Origin of the sequence: Pseudomonas sp. MPDS, from assembly GCF_013283895.1 — a bacterium.
GTDB lineage: Bacteria > Pseudomonadota > Gammaproteobacteria > Pseudomonadales > Pseudomonadaceae > Aquipseudomonas > Aquipseudomonas rhizophila.
The window spans coordinates 5,196,779-5,213,662 of the sequence record NZ_CP054128.1 but is presented as its reverse complement, the minus strand read 5'-3'; the positions used below and the strand labels follow the sequence as shown (position 1 = coordinate 5,213,662).

Here is a 16,884-nt window from a genome sequence, read left to right as displayed (position 1 = left end):
ATCGTTTTATCGGGTTCGCCGCAGCCACAGGAAAATTGGCAAGCAACATCTCGAAGCACTCTCACCGACAGACTCGGGCACTTTCGAACTAGGCTGATTGCCTTAATGATCCGGTTACCCGAATGCGTGGAGGCAGCAAATGAACACCCGTGGATTGCTCGATCAGCTTCTCAAGTCCGGTCAGGAAATGTTGCAGAACAAGGCTGGCGGCTCCCAAGGCAAGTCATCCGGCGGCCTGGGCGGTTTGCTCGGCGGTGGTGCTGGCAATTTGGGCGGGATGCTCTCCGGCGCGGGTGGCGGGGCGCTGGCCGCCGGAGCCATGGGCCTGTTGCTGGGCAACAAGAAGGCTCGCCAGTTTGGCGGCAAGGCCCTGACCTATGGTGGTCTGGCGGCATTGGGCGTGATCGCCTACAAGGCCTATGGCAATTGGCAAGCCCAGCAGGGCAGTGCGCCGAAAACTGAACCGCAGACGCTGGATCGTCTTCCCCCGGCCCAGGTCGAGCAGCACAGCCAGGCGATCCTCACGGCCCTGGTGGCGGCGGCCAAGGCCGATGGCCACGTCGACGAGCGTGAAAAGCAGTTGATCGAAGGCGAGTTCACCAAGCTCGACAACGATCAGGAGCTGCAACACTGGCTGCACGCCGAGCTCAACAAACCCCTGGACCCCGCCGATGTCGCCCGGGCCGCCAGCACGCCGGAAATGGCCGCCGAGATGTACATCGCCAGTGTGATGCTGGTGGATGAGGAAAACTTCATGGAGAAATCCTACCTCGATGAACTGGCGCGCCAGCTCAAACTGGAGCCGGGGTTGAAGACTGAGCTGGAGAAGCAGGTACGTCAGGCCGCTCTTTGAGCCAGGCCTGACCCCAAGGTAAATATCACCCCCTGTGGGAGCGAGCCTGCTCGCGATAGCGGTATGTCAGTCGACACCATTATTGACTGATGCACCGCAATCGCGAGCAGGTTCGCTCCCATAGAACTTTTGCATCGACTGCCACATTGATGCCTGGCTTGAGCTGTTTGAACAGCTGAGCGAATCACCAAACTCCTTCCTCACCGCCATACAGCCGCAACGTCGCCCTCGGCTATACTCCCCAGCATTTCAAAATGCCCGAGGTTGTACTGTGAAGAACTGGACGTTGCGCCAACGCATCCTGGCGAGTTTTGCGGTGATCATCGCCATCATGCTGCTGATGGTGGTCGTCACGTATTCGCGGTTATTGAGGATCGAGGCCAGCGAAGAAAAAGTACGCGTCTACGCGGTGCCGGGGGTGTATTACAGTTCCATGATTCGCGGTGGCTGGGTCGACAGCTACGTCAAGACCCAGCAGATCGTCGGCCTCTCGGGCCAGCGGGAAATCACTGCCGAGGACAAGGCCCTCTACCAGGGCTACGAGCAGCATCTGCGCGAGGAAATCCAGCACTATCAAAAGCTGATCCAGGACCCTGCCGACCAAGTCTCCTTCGACGAATTCGAGGTCAATCATCAGGACTTCAACAAGGCCCTGGCGAAGGTTCTGGACCTGTATGAACGCAAGGATTTCGAAGGGGCACAGCTGGCGCTGGAGAAGGAGCTGACGCCGGCATGGCTCGACGGTCGCGGGCATTTGAACCAGATCATCGAACGCAACCGGGAGCTGGCGGAAAAAGCCGCCCTGACCATCAGTCAGTCGGTAACCGCCGCTGAAGTTGCCATGGGGCTGTCGTTTCTCGTGGCGGTGCTCATTGCCATGCTCTGTGGCCTGTTGTTGATGCGCGCGATCATGGCGCCGATGAACCGCATTGTGGAAATCCTCGGCATCATGCGCAGCGGCGACCTGAGCGGGCGCCTGAACCTTGCGCGTAAAGACGAGTTCGGTGCGGTGGAAACCGGCTTCAACGACATGATGGCCGAGCTGACATCGCTGGTGTCCCAGGCCCAGCGCTCTTCGGTGCAGGTCACCACCTCGGTCACCGAGATTGCCGCCACCTCCCGCGAGCAACAGGCCACGGCCACCGAAACCGCCGCTACCACTACGGAGATCGGCGCGACCTCTCGGGAAATTGCCGCCACCTCCCGGGATCTGGTGCGCACCATGACCGAAGTTTCCAGCGCCGCCGACCAGGCCTCGGTGGCGGCCGGTTCCGGCCAGCAAGGCCTGGCACGCATGGAAGAAACCATGCACTCGGTGATGGGCGCGGCGGATCTGGTGAACGCGAAGCTGGCGATCCTCAACGAGAAGGCCGGCAACATCAACCAGGTGGTGGTGACCATCGTCAAGGTGGCCGACCAGACCAACCTGTTGTCCCTCAATGCCGCCATCGAGGCCGAGAAGGCGGGAGAGTATGGCCGCGGTTTTGCCGTGGTCGCCACTGAGGTTCGGCGCCTGGCGGATCAGACAGCCGTGGCGACCTACGACATCGAGCAGATGGTGCGCGAGATCCAGTCCGCCGTATCCGCTGGAGTGATGGGCATGGACAAGTTCTCCGAAGAAGTGCGCCGTGGCATGGCCGAGGTGCAGCAGGTCGGCGAGCAACTGTCGCAGATCATCCATCAGGTACAGGCGCTGGCGCCGCGGGTGTTGATGGTCAACGAAGGTATGCAGGCCCAGGCCACCGGCGCCGAGCAGATCAACCATGCCCTGGTGCAATTGGGCGATGCCAGCAGTCAGACGGTGGAGTCCCTGCGCCAGGCCAGTTCTGCCATCGATGAACTGAGCCAGGTGGCCGTGGGGCTGCGCAGCGGCGTCTCGCGTTTCAAAGTCTGATGAGCGAGTTCGAGGCCAGACGTGGCGCCGTGTCGGCGGCCCGTCAGTCGTTGTTCCTGGTGTTTTGCATCGGCAACGAACGCTACGCCCTGCAAGCCATCGATGTGGTGGAAGTGCTGCCGCGCTTGCCCCTCAAACCGATTGCCCAGGCCCCGTCCTGGGTGGCGGGCGTGTTTGCCTGGCGCGGCGCGGTGGTGCCCGTGATCGATCTGTGCACGCTGACCTTCGGTCAGAGCGCCCAGACGCGTACCAGTACGAGACTGGTGCTGGTGCATTACCGACCCGACGCGCAGCAGGCGGGGCAGGTTCTGGGGCTGATTCTGGAACAGGCCACCGACACCTTGCGTTGCGATCCGGCGGATTTCCGACCTTATGGCTTGGATAACCCACAGGCGCCGTACCTGGGCCCGGTGCGCGAAGACGCGCAAGGCCTGTTGCAATGGGTGCGGGTCAATGACCTGCTCGACGAGTCGGTCCGTGCCGTGCTGTTTCCCACGCCGCCCTTGAACTTCGATGACCTCGAGGGACGGGCATGAACAGCGACCAGCGGTTTTTCGATTTTCTCAAGGTGCGCATCGGCCTGGATGTCACCTCCGTCGGCACCGCCATCATCGAGCGGGCCGTGCGCCAGCGCATCATTGCCGTGCCTGGGCGTGCGGCAGATGAGTACTGGCAATGCCTGCAACATTCTGCCCAGGAGCAACAGGCGCTGATCGAAGCGGTGATTGTCCCGGAGACCTGGTTCTTCCGTTATCCCGAGTCCTTCGCCACCCTCGCCAGGCTGGCCATCAAGCGTCTGGCCGAGATCAAGCACCTGCGTGCGCTGCGCATCCTCAGCTTGCCCTGCTCCACTGGCGAAGAGCCTTACTCCATTGCCATGGCGTTGCTCGACGCGGGCCTGGGACCGCATCAGTTCAAGGTGGACGCGCTGGACGTCAGTCCGCTGTCGATAGAACGTGCCAGGCAAGCGCTTTACGGCAGGAACTCGTTCCGTGGCGCCGACCTCGGCTTTCGCGAGCGATATTTCAGCGCCGAGGCAGAGGGGTATCGCCTCAGCGAGCGGGTGAGTGAACAGGTGCGTCTGCAAGTGGGCAACCTGCTGGATCCGACCTTGCTGGTGAACGAGGCCCCTTACGATTTTGTGTTCTGCCGCAATCTGCTGATCTATTTCGAGCAGCCGACCCAGCAGCAGGTGTTCGAGGTGCTCAAGCGCCTGACCCACCAGGACGGCGTGCTGTTTATCGGCCCCGCCGAGGGCAGTTTGCTGGGGCGGTTGGGCATGCGTTCAATCGGGATTGCCCAGTCGTTCGCTTTCAGTCGCCAAGGTGCCCCGCAGCCACAGCCAGTGCCCGCGTTGATGTCGACTCCGCTGCCGCTTGGCCAGGTCGCGCCTCGAGTCATTCCACCGGTGGTCCGGCCCCGGCCGTTCGCAGCAAGCGTGGCTCCGATCACTGAGCCGAAAAACAGCGACGCCACTACCTTACTGGCCTATATCGCGGCGCTGGCCAATGCTGGCAAAAGCGCCGAAGCCCGTGCGGCCTGCCAGCAGTACCTGCGCAATCATGCGCCGGCGGCCCAAGTGTTCTACTGGCTGGGGCTGCTCAGTGACATGGCCGGTAGCGCGCTTGAGGCCCAGGGTTTTTATCGCAAGGCGCTCTATCTTGAACCGCAACACGCCGAGGCCCTGGTGCATCTGGCGGCGTTGCTGGCTTCCCAGGGAGACGCGGCCGGTGCCCGTCGATTGCAGGACCGCGCCGCTCGCAGCGGGCGCATGGCTGACAGTGAGCGTAAACAATGAGTGGTTCGGCTAATGACAACCTGACCCATGACGATGCCCAGGCCATCGACGATTGCTGGAATCGCATCGGGGTGCATGGCGATAAATCCTGTCCGTTGCTGGCCGAGCATATTCACTGCCGCAACTGCGCGGTGTATTCGGCGGCTGCCACCCGTTTGCTCGATCGCTACACCTTGCAGCACGACGACCGGGACTTGGCCCACGCGCCGCTGGACACCGATATCGTCACACGATCGCTGTTGATGTTCCGACTGGGCGAAGAGTGGCTGGGCCTGACCACCCGCAGTCTGGTGGAAGTGGCGCCGTTGCAGCCGATTCACTCGCTGCCCCACCAGCGCTCGCGGGCCTTGTTGGGCGTGGCGAATGTGCGCGGGGCCTTGGTGGCCTGCCTGTCGCTGGTGGAACTGTTGGACCTGGAACCCGGCGGGGCAGTGGTGGCCGGCGCGCGGGTCATGCCGCGCATGTTGATCGTCGCGGCCCAGGGCGGTCCGGTGGTGGTGCCGGTGGACGAGGTGGACGGCATTCACGCCATCGATGAACGCGTCCTGGGCGCGGCCTCGCAATCGGCGGCCAAGTACACCCGTGGCGTATTGAAGTTCAAGGGCCGCAGCCTGCGCTGGCTGGACGAAGAACAGTTGTTGTCCGCCATGACCCGGAGCCTGTCATGACCCCTGATCAAATGCGTGACGCCTCGTTGCTGGAGTTGTTCAGCCTGGAAGCCGAAGCCCAGACTCAGGTGCTCAGCGCCGGCCTGCTGGCCCTGGAACGCGACCCGACCCAGGCCGATTATCTTGAATCGTGCATGCGCGCGGCCCATTCCCTCAAGGGCGCGGCGCGGATCGTTGGAGTGAACGCCGGGGTCAGCGTGGCCCATGTCATGGAGGATTGCCTGGTCAGCGCCCAGGAGCGCCGCCTGGTCCTGCGCGCCGAGCACATCGACGCCTTGCTGCAAGGCACCGACCTGTTGACGCGAATTGCCACGCCAGGCAACAGCGTCGGAGCCCAGGACGTCGATGCGTATGTGGCGTTGATGGGGCAACTGCTCGATCCTGCCGCTGCGCAGACGCCTGTCGTGTCGCCGCGAATCGAGATGCAAGCGGAGGCTTTTCGCGTTGAGCCGGCCGAGGCAGAACCGCTCGCGGCAACGGAACCGCTGCCCAAGGGTAAGCGGGTCACCGAAGGGGGCGAGCGGGTCTTGCGGGTCACCGCCGAGCGCCTCAATAGCCTGTTGGACCTGTCCAGTAAATCCTTGGTGGAAACCCAGCGCCTCAAGCCCTGGCTGGCGACGATGCAACGGCTCAAGCGCCAGCAGAGCAACGGCTTGCGGGCCTTGGAAGAGCTGAATGTGCACCTCAAGGAACACGCGTTGAGCTTGCAGGCCGAGGAAGCGCTCAACGACGCCCGCCGTTTGCTGGCCGAAACCCAGCAACTGTTGGCGCAGAAAACCGCGGAGATGGACGAGTTCGCCTGGCAGGCGGGTCAGCGAGCACAGGTGTTGTACGACACGGCGCTGGCCTGTCGCATGCGACCGTTTGCCGATGTGCTATCCGGCCAGGCCCGGATGGTCCGTGACCTGGGGCGCAGCCTGGGCAAGCAGGTGCGCCTGGAGATTGAGGGCGATAAAACCCAGGTCGACCGCGACGTGCTGGAAAGACTCGAAGCGCCGCTGACCCATCTGCTGCGCAACGCCGTGGACCATGGCATCGAATCTCCGGAGCAACGGGTGCTGGCCGGCAAGCCCGCCGAAGGCCTGATCCGCTTGCGCGCCTCCCATCAGGCTGGCCTGCTGGTGCTGGAACTGGCGGACGACGGCGCCGGTGTGGACCTGGAGCGGGTGCGGCGCAGCGTCGTCGAACGAGGGCTTTCCCCTGAGCAGACCGCAGCCAATTTGAGCGAAGAGGAACTGCTGACGTTCCTGTTCCTGCCCGGCTTCAGCCTGCGCGACACCGTCACTGAGGTGTCCGGGCGCGGCGTCGGCCTGGACGCCGTCCAGCATATGGTCCGGCAGTTGCGCGGCGCGGTGGTGCTGGAGCAGACAGCGGGCGAGGGCAGCCGCTTCCATCTTGAGGTGCCGCTGACGCTCTCAGTGGTGCGCAGCCTGGTGGTGGAAGTCGGCGGTGAAGCCTACGCCTTTCCCCTGGCTCACATCGAGCGCATGTGCGACCTCGCTCCTGAGGACATTGTGCAGGTCGAAGGGCGCCAGCACTTCTGGCACGAAAGGCGGCATGTCGGGCTGGTCGCCGCCAGTCAGTTGCTCAATCGTCCGGCATCGCAGAGCAGCAGCCAGGCGCTCAAGGTCGTGGTGATCCGTGAGCGCGAGGCCATCTACGGCGTGGCGGTCGAACGGTTCATCGGCGAGCGCACGCTGGTGGTCCTGCCCCTGGACGAACGCCTGGGCAAGATCCAGGACATCTCCGCCGGGGCTTTGCTGGACGATGGTTCGGTGGTGCTGATCGTCGATGTCGAAGACCTGCTGCGCTCGGTGGACAAGTTGCTCGACACCGGGCGCCTGGAACGCATCGCTCGCCAGAACCAGACGCAGACACCGCGCAAGCGGATCCTGGTGGTGGACGACTCCCTGACCGTGCGCGAGCTGCAACGCAAGCTGTTGCTCAATCGTGGTTATGACGTGGCGGTGGCCGTGGACGGTATGGACGGCTGGAACGCGCTGCGAGCGGAGGATTTCGACCTGCTGATCACCGACATCGACATGCCGCGCATGGACGGCATCGAGCTGGTGTCGCTGTTGCGGCGCGATAACGGTCTGCAGTCGCTGCCGGTGATGGTGGTGTCTTACAAGGATCGTGAAGAAGATCGTCGCCGTGGCCTGGATGCCGGCGCTGACTATTATCTAGCCAAGGCCAGTTTCCATGACGACGCCTTGCTCGATGCCGTCGTCGAATTGATCGGAGGAGCACGCGCTTGAAGATCGCCATCGTCAATGACATGCCCCTGGCGGTCGAAGCCCTGCGCCGTGCCCTGGCTTTCGAGCCGGCGCACCAGTTGGTCTGGGTGGCCGCCAACGGTGCCGAGGCGGTTCAGCGTTGCGCCGAATACACCCCGGACCTGATTCTGATGGACCTGCTCATGCCCATCATGGATGGCGTGGAGGCGACCCGGCGGATCATGGCCGAAACCCCGTGCGCCATTGTGATTGTCACCGGTGACAGCCAGCAGAACGTTCACCGGGTGTTCGAAGCCATGGGGCATGGCGCGCTGGATGTGGTTGATACCCCTACCTTGGGGGTGGGCAACCCCGCGGATGCGGCGGCACCGCTGCTGCGCAAGATCACCAACATCGGTTGGCTGATCGGTGAGCGCAATCACCGTGAGCGCGCTGCGCCGGCTGCGCAGCGGATGTCGGTGTCACGCAATAGCCTGGTTGCCATCGGGTCGTCGGCGGGTGGGCCGGCCGCGCTGGAGATCCTGCTCAAGGGCCTGCCCCGACATTTCGCCCCGGCCATTGTGCTGGTCCAGCATGTGGACGAGGTGTTTGCTGCGGGCATGGCCCAATGGCTGAGCAGTGCGTCAGGCCACCAGGTGCGCCTGGCCCGGCACGGCGAGCCGCCGCAAAGCGGTACGGTGCTGCTGGCCGGCACCAACCACCATCTGCGCCTATTGAAAAATGGCACCCTGGCCTACACCGCCGAGCCGGTCAACGAGATCTACCGGCCGTCCATCGACGTGTTTTTCGAGAGCGTCGCCCACTTCTGGAGCGGTGACGCGGTGGGCGTTTTGCTCACTGGCATGGGCCGCGACGGTGCCCAAGGGCTTAAACTCATGCGCCAGCAGGGCTATATGACCATCGCCCAGGACCAGCAGAGCAGCGCGGTGTACGGCATGCCCAAAGCGGCCGCGGCCATCGACGCGGCTGCGCAGATTCTAGCGCTGGACCACATAGCGCCACGGTTAGTGGAGATTTTTACCCAATGAAGAACCCCGGCAGCCTTGTCCACCAGCCGTATTCAGGTGAGTTCCCATGAGTGATTTACAGCTCGACGATTTCAAGCGTGACGAGAACGCGGCCATGGTCTTGCTCGTCGACGACCAGGCGATGATCGGCGAGGCGGTGCGGCGCGGGCTGGCCAATGAAGAGAACATCGACGTTCACTTCTGCGCCGACCCACACCAGGCCATCGCCCATGCGGTCCGCATCAAGCCAACGGTGATCCTCCAGGACCTGGTGATGCCCGGTCTTGATGGCTTGAGCCTGGTGCGCGAATACCGTAACCATCCGGCGACCCGGGATATTCCGATCATTGTCCTGTCCACCAAGGAGGACCCGCTGGTCAAAAGCGCGGCGTTCGCCGCCGGGGCCAACGATTACCTGGTCAAGTTGCCGGACAACATCGAACTGGTGGCGCGCATTCGCTACCACTCGCGGTCCTACATGATGCTGCTGCAACGCGATGCGGCCTATCGCGCCCTGCGGGTCAGCCAGCAGCAACTGCTCGACACCAATCTGGTGCTGCAACGGCTGATGAATTCCGACGGTCTGACCGGGCTGTCCAACCGCCGGCACTTCGATGAATACCTGGAGCTGGAGTGGAGAAGGGCGCTGCGGGACCAGTCCCAGCTCTCGCTGTTGATGATCGACGTGGATTACTTCAAGTCCTTCAACGACAATTTCGGCCACCTGGAGGGGGACGAAGCCCTGCGCAAGGTCGCCACGGCGATCCGTGATGCGTGCAGTCGTCCGTCCGACCTGCCGGCCCGTTACGGCGGCGAGGAGTTCGCCCTGGTCTTGCCCAGCACCTCGGCTGGCGGCGCGCGGTTGATGGCCGAAAAGCTGCGCCAGAGCGTCGTTGCCCTGAACATCCCCCACATCACGCCTCATGAGGGGGCGAACCTGACTGTCAGCGTTGGCGTCTCGACCTTCACGCCACAGCAAGGTGGCGATTGCCGCCAGCTGATTTCGGCGGCGGACAAAGGGCTGTACACGGCCAAGCACAATGGGCGTAATCGGGTGGGTATCGAGTAGTGCGTCCGGCCGGCTGGAGAGTTCTTGTGGCGAGGGAGCTTGCTCCCGCTGGGGCGCGTAGCGGCCCCTAAACCAGATAACTCGGTGAGTCAGTTGACTGAGCTGTGTTTTTTTAGGGCTGCTGCGCAGCCCAGCGGGAGCAAGCTCCCTCGCCACAAGAATTGGTGTCCCTAAAGCCGCCAGGCGGGCTGCCGCTGGCGCTTGATTACGTTATACTCGCCGGCTTTCAAAAGTTCGCCAACGAGTGCTGCCCGCCATGGAAATCAACCCGATCCTGAACACCATCAAGGACCTGTCCGAGCGCTCCGAAACTATTCGGGGGTATCTTTGACTACGATCAAAAGCATGAGCGTCTGACCGAAGTCAATCGCGAGCTTGAAGATCCGAATGTCTGGAACAACCCGTCGTACGCCCAGGAACTGGGCCGCGAGCGCGCTGCGCTGGCGCAGATCGTCGAGACCCTGGATGAAATGTCCAGCGGCCTGGCCGACTGCCGCGACCTGTTGGACATGGCTGTCGAAGAAAACGATGAAGGTGCCGTCGGCGATGTCGTCGCCGAGCTGACACGCCTCGAGGAGGCGTTGGCCAAGCTGGAATTCCGGCGCATGTTCAGTGGCGAGATGGATGCCAACAACGCCTACCTGGACATCCAGGCCGGTTCCGGCGGCACCGAAGCCCAGGACTGGGCCAACATCCTGCTGCGCATGTACCTGCGCTGGGCCGACAAACGCGGCTTCGACGCGACCATCATGGAACTGTCGGCCGGTGAAGTCGCCGGAATCAAGGGTGCCACCGTGCACATCAAGGGCGAATACGCCTTTGGCTGGCTGCGCACCGAGATCGGCGTGCATCGCCTGGTGCGCAAAAGTCCGTTCGACTCCGGTAACCGTCGTCACACGTCGTTCTCGGCGGTGTTCGTTTCGCCGGAAATCGATGACAACATCGAAATCGACATCAACCCGTCGGACCTGCGCATCGACACCTACCGTTCCTCCGGGGCCGGTGGCCAGCACGTTAACACCACCGACTCGGCCGTACGGATTACCCACGTACCGACCAACACCGTGGTCAGTTGCCAGAACGAACGCTCCCAGCACGCGAACAAAGACACCGCGATGAAAATGCTGCGGGCCCGTTTGTACGAGCAGGAAGTGCAGAAGCGCAACGCGGCGTCCCAGGCCCTGGAAGACACCAAGTCGGACATCGGCTGGGGTCACCAGATCCGTTCGTATGTACTTGACGCCTCGCGCATCAAGGACCTGCGCACCAGCATCGAACGCAGCGACTGTGACAAGGTGCTCGATGGCGACATCGACGAATACCTGATCGCCAGCCTCAAACAAGGGCTGTAACGCGACACCCATGCGGCGGGCAGGCGCGCTTCCACCCAGGAGCGAGGCCTGGCCGCAAACTCCGGCCCGGGGCCGGGGGCAACGAACCTGTGATGGAATCTTTAAAGACATGAGCGACCTAGAACTCGACCCGCAAGCCCTGCAACAGGAAGAAAACTCCCTGATCGCCCTGCGCAAGGAAAAGCTTGCTGCCGAGCGCGCCAAGGGCCAGGCCTTCCCCAACGACTTCCGCCGCGACGCCTACTGCGACGTCTTGCAGAAGCAGTATGCGGACAAGACCAAGGAAGAGCTGGCCGAGGCGGCGATTCCAGTCAAGGTGGCCGGTCGTATCATGCTCAACCGTGGTTCGTTCATGGTGATCCAGGACATGACCGGGCGCATCCAGGTCTACGTCAACCGCAAGACGCTGCCGGAAGAAACCCTGGCCGCCGTCAAGACCTGGGACCTGGGCGACATCATTGCCGCCGAAGGCACCCTGGCCCGTTCCGGCAAGGGCGACCTGTACGTCGAAATGACCAGCGTGCGCCTGCTGACCAAGTCCCTGCGCCCACTGCCGGACAAGCACCACGGCCTGACCGACACTGAGCAACGCTATCGTCAGCGTTACGTCGACCTGATCGTCAACGAAGACGTGCGCCAGACCTTCCGCGTGCGCTCGCAGGTCATCGCCCACATCCGCAGCTTCCTGATGAAGCGTGACTTCCTTGAAGTCGAAACGCCGATGCTGCAGACCATCCCCGGCGGTGCGGCGGCCAAGCCGTTCGAAACCCACCACAACGCTCTGGACATGGAAATGTTCCTGCGTATCGCGCCGGAGCTGTACCTCAAGCGCCTGGTGGTGGGTGGCTTCGAGAAAGTCTTCGAGATCAACCGCAACTTCCGTAACGAAGGCGTTTCGACCCGGCACAACCCCGAGTTCACCATGCTCGAGTTCTACCAGGCCTACGCCGACTACGAAGACAACATGGACCTGACCGAGGAGCTGTTCCGCGAACTGGCGCAGCTGGTGCTCGGGACCACCGACGTGCCGTACGGCGACAAGGTGTTCCATTTCGGCGAACCGTTCGTGCGCCTGTCGGTGTTCGACTCGATCCTCAAGTACAACCCGGACATCACCGCGGCCGACCTGCAGGACATCGAAAAGGCCCGCGCCATCGCCAAGAAGGCCGGCGCCAAGGTGCTCGGCTTCGAGGGTCTGGGCAAGCTGCAAGTGATGATTTTCGAAGAGTTGGTCGAGCACAAGCTGGAGCAGCCGCATTTCATCACCCAGTACCCGTTCGAAGTGTCGCCGCTGGCCCGTCGCAATGACGAGAACCCAAGCGTGACCGACCGTTTCGAGCTGTTCATTGGTGGTCGCGAAATCGCCAACGCCTACTCCGAGCTCAACGACGCAGAAGATCAGGCAGAGCGTTTCATGGCCCAGGTGGCCGACAAGGACGCCGGCGACGACGAGGCCATGCACTACGATGCCGACTTCGTTCGCGCCCTTGAGTACGGCATGCCGCCGACGGCCGGCGAAGGCATCGGCATCGATCGCCTGGTGATGTTGCTGACCAACTCACCGTCGATCCGGGATGTCATTCTTTTCCCGCACATGCGGCCCCAAGCGTAAGTGTTTCAATTAAAAAGCCGCCTCGAACAGGCGGCTTTTTATTGCCTGTCTGGTACAAACGTATCAATTGGTTAATTTTGAAATAGCGAGGAAAGACCTGTCGTGAATCGTGTAATGGCTCCAGAAGGTGCGGCGGGCGTCGCCACTGCTGTCGCTGAAAGTGTTCAGTACCAGGGTCGCAAGGCCAGCCGGCAGGGCAGTGAACAGCGTCGCCAGGAGATTCTCGATGCGGCCATGCGCATTGTGGTGCGTGATGGTGTGCGGGCGGTACGCCACCGCGCCGTGGCCGCCGAAGCGGGTGTGCCGCTGTCGGCCACGACTTATTATTTCAAGGACATCGATGACCTGTTGACCGATACCTTCGCCCAGTACGTGGAGCGCAGCGCGGCGTTCATGGCCAAGTTGTGGACCAACAATGAAGGCCTGCTGCGGGAGATGGTTGCCTACGGAGACGGCAGCGCCGAATCCCGCTCGCAGCTGGCGGACGACATCGCCCGGATGACCGCCGACTACGTGCAGCATCAATTGCACAGCCGGCGCGAATACCTGATGGCGGAACAGGCTTTTCGTCAGGAAGCGCTGCTCAACCCGCGCCTGGCGGAGCTGGTGCGCTCTCACCAGCAGATCCTGTTGCACGGCACTTGTCAGTTTTTCCAGGTTTTGGGCTCGCGTGAACCCCAGCAGGATGCCAAAGTGTTGACGGCGATTATCGGACGGATGGAATATCAAGGCTTGCTCAATGGCGCCGAGCCGGTAGCGGCAGAAGAAATGCTCGGCATCCTGACCCGCTACATGCATCTGGTATTGGCGTCGGTATAACCCTTGTGGGCGTAGGCTATGTGGGAGCAAAGCTTGCTCGCGATGAACGATAACGCGGTCTCTCGATAGATCGAAGTGCCTTCATCGCGAGCAAGCTTTGCTCCCACACACCTGCCCCGCATGTAAGGACAAGGCGCCTACCATAGGGAGTTCAAATGAAAGCCTGGCGTGCCGTTGTAATGGCCGTGTCGTTGCTGCTGCTCAGTGGCTGCCTGGTGTCCTTCAAGGCGCCGTTGCCCGACAGCGAAGCCGCGCCCCAAGGGCTGGTCGGCCACTGGACCAGTACCAACGCCTGGGGCGAGCCGCTCAATCTGGAGTTGGTCGAAGTGGGCCCGCGCCGTTATCAAGCCGTCACCTACTTCAGGGCCAGGCCTCTGGAGCGCGAAGCCATCCCGGTGACCGTCTCCCGTCACGGCAGCCGCTGGTATCTGTCGGCCAAGGTGCCGGCCCGCTTTGGAGGGCATTTCGTGATCGCCGGTTTTGAACTGACCGACAAGCAGGAACTGGTGATCTACAACCTGGATATGGATCAGATCAACCAGGCCATCAGCCAGAAGATCCTCAGTGGCCAGCCGAACCAGAGCGAAGAAGGTGACGGCGTGCTGGTGGACAGCGACATGGGGACGGTTTTCCGTTACCTCGACGACCCGGCCAACTCCGATGTGTTCTCGGAGGCCGTGCGCTACCAGCGGCTGGTCAAATCCCAATAATTGCAACAAGCGGACGTTTTTTCACAGGAGTTCCGGGTGGACGATTACCAGCAGACGATACGCACCTTGTCCGATCGCATTGTGCTGGCGCAAACGCCGATTCGCATTCTCGACGCAGTAAAGTGGGACGAAAGCATCCGCAAGGGTTTCCTCAAGGCCAAGGGCAAGGAAATGCCCGCCGTGGACCGCGACTATTACCTCAACCGGCCCCTGTCGTTCGATTCCAGCAAAGTGAAGCTCGAATTCCAGAACATCGAACGTGACATCACCCGTCAGCTCGGGCAGTTCAACCCGGTCGGCCAGATCATGCGTCGCATGTGCAAGGAATACCGCATGGTGGTGCGCATGCTCGAAGCACGCGGCACCGAGGATTTCGGGCTGATCTCCCAGGAGTTGTACGGCGCCGCCTCCGATGCGTTCCATGCCGGCGACCCGACCCTGGCTGACCTGGGCTTGATGCTGTCCGATTACCTGAACAACATTGATGGCCGTGGCGACCTGAAGGACGAGCCGAAGATTTTGACCGCCCAGGACGCTGTCAGCCTGCTGCAGCATCGGCTCAACCGGGTTTTTGGTGAGGCCGAGGAAACCATCCGGGTGTTCGAGTCCGACGGGATCGTGGCCGATGCGGCGGCTGGCGCCGATTACATCAAGATTCGCACCGATGCGATGTTCAACGACCGTGACGTTCGGGCCCTGGAAGTCCATGAAGGTCTGGTGCACGTCGGCACCACCCTCAATGGCCTGAATCAGCCGATCTGCACCTTCCTGTCCAAGGGGCCACCCTCGTCCACGGTGACCCAGGAAGGCCTGGCGATCCTGATGGAGATCATCACCTTCGCCTCTTACCCAAGTCGTCTGCGCAAGCTGACCAATCGCACCCGGGCCATTCACATGGTGGAGGAGGGGGCGGACTTTCTGCAGATATACGAGTTCTTCCGTGAGCAGGGCTTTGAGATGGGCGAAAGCTACGGCAACGCCAGCCGGGTTTTCCGTGGTTCGGTGCCAACCGGTCTGCCATTCACCAAAGACTTGTCCTACCTCAAGGGCTTCATCATGGTTTACAACTACATTCAGCTGGCCGTACGCAAAGGCAAGCTGGAGCAGGTGCCGCTGTTGTTCTGCGGTAAAACCACCCTTGAAGACATGCGCACGATGCGCCAACTCGTGGACGAAGGCCTGGTCGTGCCGCCCAAATACCTGCCGGAACAGTTCCGCGACATGAACGCGCTGTCGGCCTGGATGTGTTTCTCCAACTTCCTCAACCACCTGAGCCTGGACCGGATCGAAGCGGATTATTCCAATATCCTCTGAATACAATGTGGTTGAAAATGTGGGAGCGAGCCTGCTCGCGATTGCGATGTTCCAGTCAACATTGATGTTGACCGTTCTACCGCAATCGCGAGCAGGCTCGCTCCCACAGGGGACGGTGTTTCATTTATTTTTTGCGAGGTTTCACCGGATGCGAACCCTCGGCATCTTATGCCTGCTGCTGACCCTGAGCGGTTGCAGTTCCCTGCTGTTCTACCCCGAACGCGGCCTGCCCTTTACCCCGGAACGGGCCAAGCTCGACTACCGCGACGTCACCCTGACCACCGCCGACGGTGTCAGGCTCCACGGCTGGTGGCTGCCGGTCAAACAAGGGGTGGAGGTCAAGGGCACGGTACTGCACTTGCACGGTAACGGCGGCAACCTGGCCTGGCATCTGGGGGGGAGTTGGTGGTTACCCGAGCAGGGTTACCAGGTATTGATGGTGGATTACCGCGGTTACGGCCGGTCCGAAGGCGAGCCGAGCCTGCCGGCGATCTATCAGGACATCGACGCGGCGTTCAAATGGCTCGACCAGGCGCCACAGGTTCAAGGCAAGCCTCTGGTGCTGCTCGGCCAGAGCCTGGGCGGCGCGCTGGCGGTGCATTACCTGGCCGATCATCCCGAGCGTCAGCCGCAACTCAAGGCCCTGGTGCTCGATGGCGTGCCCGCCAGTTATCGCGACGTAGGGCGTTTTGCCCTGAGTACTTCATGGCTGACCTGGGCATTGCAGGTGCCGCTGTCCTGGCTGGTGCCCGACGGTGACAGTGCAATCGGTTCGGTGGCGCAATTGAAGGGCGTACCGAAATTGATCTACCACAGCCTCGATGACCCGATCGTGCCTCTTTCCAACGGCATCCGTCTGTATCAAGCTGCGCCGCCGCCCCGGGTCCTGCAACTGACTCGCGGTGGGCATGTGCAGACATTCGCCGACCCGGTCTGGCGAACGGTGATGCTGCGCTATCTCGACGACCCCTGGCACTTCGACGGCCTGCGCCGCCTGGGCGAGATCCCGAATTATCCGAAATCATCCGTTGAATCTTCAGAGAGCCCGCAATGAGCGAAGAACGTAACGCCATCCCCCTGATCATCACCGGTATCTGCAGCATCCTCGGCACCGTCGCGGTGCTCTGGTACTACGGCTACCTGCACTTCGCCAAACCCGAGGATGCGTTGCTGCTCAACGAGTTCACCATGCTCAAGACCGTGCCGGGCGAAGACTACAAAGTCGCCCTGGAGCCTGCCCCCCAGGTCGCCCAGTGCATCGATGGTGTGCTGGTGCTGTTCGACACCGAACAGAAAGGCCTGACCGGCGTGCTGATCAATGAGAAGAAGCGTGCGGTGCGCTGCATGGGGCAGGAGACGCCGCAGAAGCTCGAGCCATAACCCAGCCATAATTCCCCTGTGGGAGCGAGCCTGCTCGCGATAGCGGTGGACCAGTCGCAACTGCATTGACTGACCCACCGCTATCGCGAGCAGGCTCGCCCCCACAGGGAAATGTGTTGGCCGATAAAAAAGCCCCGCCTGATCACGTCAGGCGGGGCTTTCCAGTTGCAG

At 62.1% G+C, this 16,884-nt stretch carries 15 protein-coding genes; all 15 read left to right on the top strand.

Annotated features, from left to right (window positions below):
- Window positions 1-139 precede the first annotated feature (139 nt).
- The 15 genes from HQ912_RS23155 (at window position 140) to HQ912_RS23085 (ending at window position 16,713) form a co-directional block, all read left to right on the top strand.
- A complete protein-coding gene (locus tag HQ912_RS23155) occupies window positions 140-853 on the top strand; it encodes a tellurite resistance TerB family protein (protein WP_160891624.1) in 714 nt (237 codons plus the stop codon).
- Between the two features lie 271 nt (window positions 854-1,124).
- On the top strand, window positions 1,125-2,747 hold the full coding sequence (locus HQ912_RS23150) for a methyl-accepting chemotaxis protein (protein WP_076386211.1): 1,623 nt from the start codon (window positions 1,125-1,127) through the stop codon (window positions 2,745-2,747).
- Window positions 2,747-3,283 (top strand): chemotaxis protein CheW, encoded by a 537-nt coding sequence (locus tag HQ912_RS23145; protein WP_076386210.1) that lies wholly within the window; start codon window positions 2,747-2,749, stop codon window positions 3,281-3,283. The genes HQ912_RS23150 and HQ912_RS23145 overlap by 1 nt, the downstream gene beginning before the upstream one ends.
- Window positions 3,280-4,545 carry a CheR family methyltransferase gene (locus HQ912_RS23140; protein ID WP_173407352.1) on the top strand — a complete coding sequence of 422 codons (1,266 nt, stop codon included), beginning with the start codon at window positions 3,280-3,282 and terminating at the stop codon, window positions 4,543-4,545. The genes HQ912_RS23145 and HQ912_RS23140 overlap by 4 nt, the downstream gene beginning before the upstream one ends.
- On the top strand, window positions 4,542-5,213 hold the full coding sequence (locus HQ912_RS23135; RefSeq protein ID WP_047227521.1) for a chemotaxis protein CheW: 672 nt from the start codon (window positions 4,542-4,544) through the stop codon (window positions 5,211-5,213). The genes HQ912_RS23140 and HQ912_RS23135 overlap by 4 nt, the downstream gene beginning before the upstream one ends.
- Complete coding sequence (locus HQ912_RS23130) at window positions 5,210-7,471, top strand: hybrid sensor histidine kinase/response regulator (protein WP_173407351.1); 2,262 nt, start codon at window positions 5,210-5,212, stop codon at window positions 7,469-7,471. Before HQ912_RS23135 ends, HQ912_RS23130 begins: the two co-directional genes overlap by 4 nt.
- Window positions 7,468-8,478, top strand: a complete 1,011-nt coding sequence (locus tag HQ912_RS23125; protein WP_173407350.1) for a chemotaxis response regulator protein-glutamate methylesterase — start codon at window positions 7,468-7,470, stop codon at window positions 8,476-8,478. Before HQ912_RS23130 ends, HQ912_RS23125 begins: the two co-directional genes overlap by 4 nt.
- Window positions 8,479-8,524: 46 nt before the next feature.
- Window positions 8,525-9,526 carry a diguanylate cyclase domain-containing protein gene (locus tag HQ912_RS23120; protein ID WP_047227524.1) on the top strand — a complete coding sequence of 334 codons (1,002 nt, stop codon included), beginning with the start codon at window positions 8,525-8,527 and terminating at the stop codon, window positions 9,524-9,526.
- Between the two features lie 256 nt (window positions 9,527-9,782).
- Window positions 9,783-10,878 (top strand): peptide chain release factor 2 gene (gene prfB / locus HQ912_RS23115; RefSeq protein ID WP_107321555.1). Its coding sequence is split into 2 segments (ribosomal slippage): window positions 9,783-9,854 and window positions 9,856-10,878, totalling 1,095 coding nucleotides; the frame shifts between segments, so codons are not numbered across the junction.
- A gap of 109 nt (window positions 10,879-10,987) precedes the next feature.
- Entirely contained in the window at window positions 10,988-12,490 is a 1,503-nt protein-coding gene (lysS, locus tag HQ912_RS23110) for a lysine--tRNA ligase (protein ID WP_047227526.1), read from the top strand.
- A gap of 102 nt (window positions 12,491-12,592) precedes the next feature.
- A complete protein-coding gene (locus HQ912_RS23105) occupies window positions 12,593-13,309 on the top strand; it encodes a TetR/AcrR family transcriptional regulator (RefSeq protein ID WP_047227527.1) in 717 nt (238 codons plus the stop codon).
- Between the two features lie 155 nt (window positions 13,310-13,464).
- Window positions 13,465-14,019 carry a hypothetical protein gene (locus HQ912_RS23100; RefSeq protein ID WP_076386205.1) on the top strand — a complete coding sequence of 185 codons (555 nt, stop codon included), beginning with the start codon at window positions 13,465-13,467 and terminating at the stop codon, window positions 14,017-14,019.
- Window positions 14,020-14,055: 36 nt separating this feature from the next.
- On the top strand, window positions 14,056-15,333 hold the full coding sequence (locus HQ912_RS23095; protein ID WP_047227529.1) for a flavohemoglobin expression-modulating QEGLA motif protein: 1,278 nt from the start codon (window positions 14,056-14,058) through the stop codon (window positions 15,331-15,333).
- Window positions 15,334-15,481: 148 nt separating this feature from the next.
- Window positions 15,482-16,387, top strand: coding sequence for an alpha/beta hydrolase (locus tag HQ912_RS23090; protein ID WP_139051075.1), 906 nt, complete (start codon window positions 15,482-15,484; stop codon window positions 16,385-16,387).
- Window positions 16,384-16,713, top strand: a complete 330-nt coding sequence (locus HQ912_RS23085; RefSeq protein WP_047227531.1) for a hypothetical protein — start codon at window positions 16,384-16,386, stop codon at window positions 16,711-16,713. The genes HQ912_RS23090 and HQ912_RS23085 overlap by 4 nt, the downstream gene beginning before the upstream one ends.
- The last annotated feature ends 171 nt before the right edge of the window (window positions 16,714-16,884 follow it).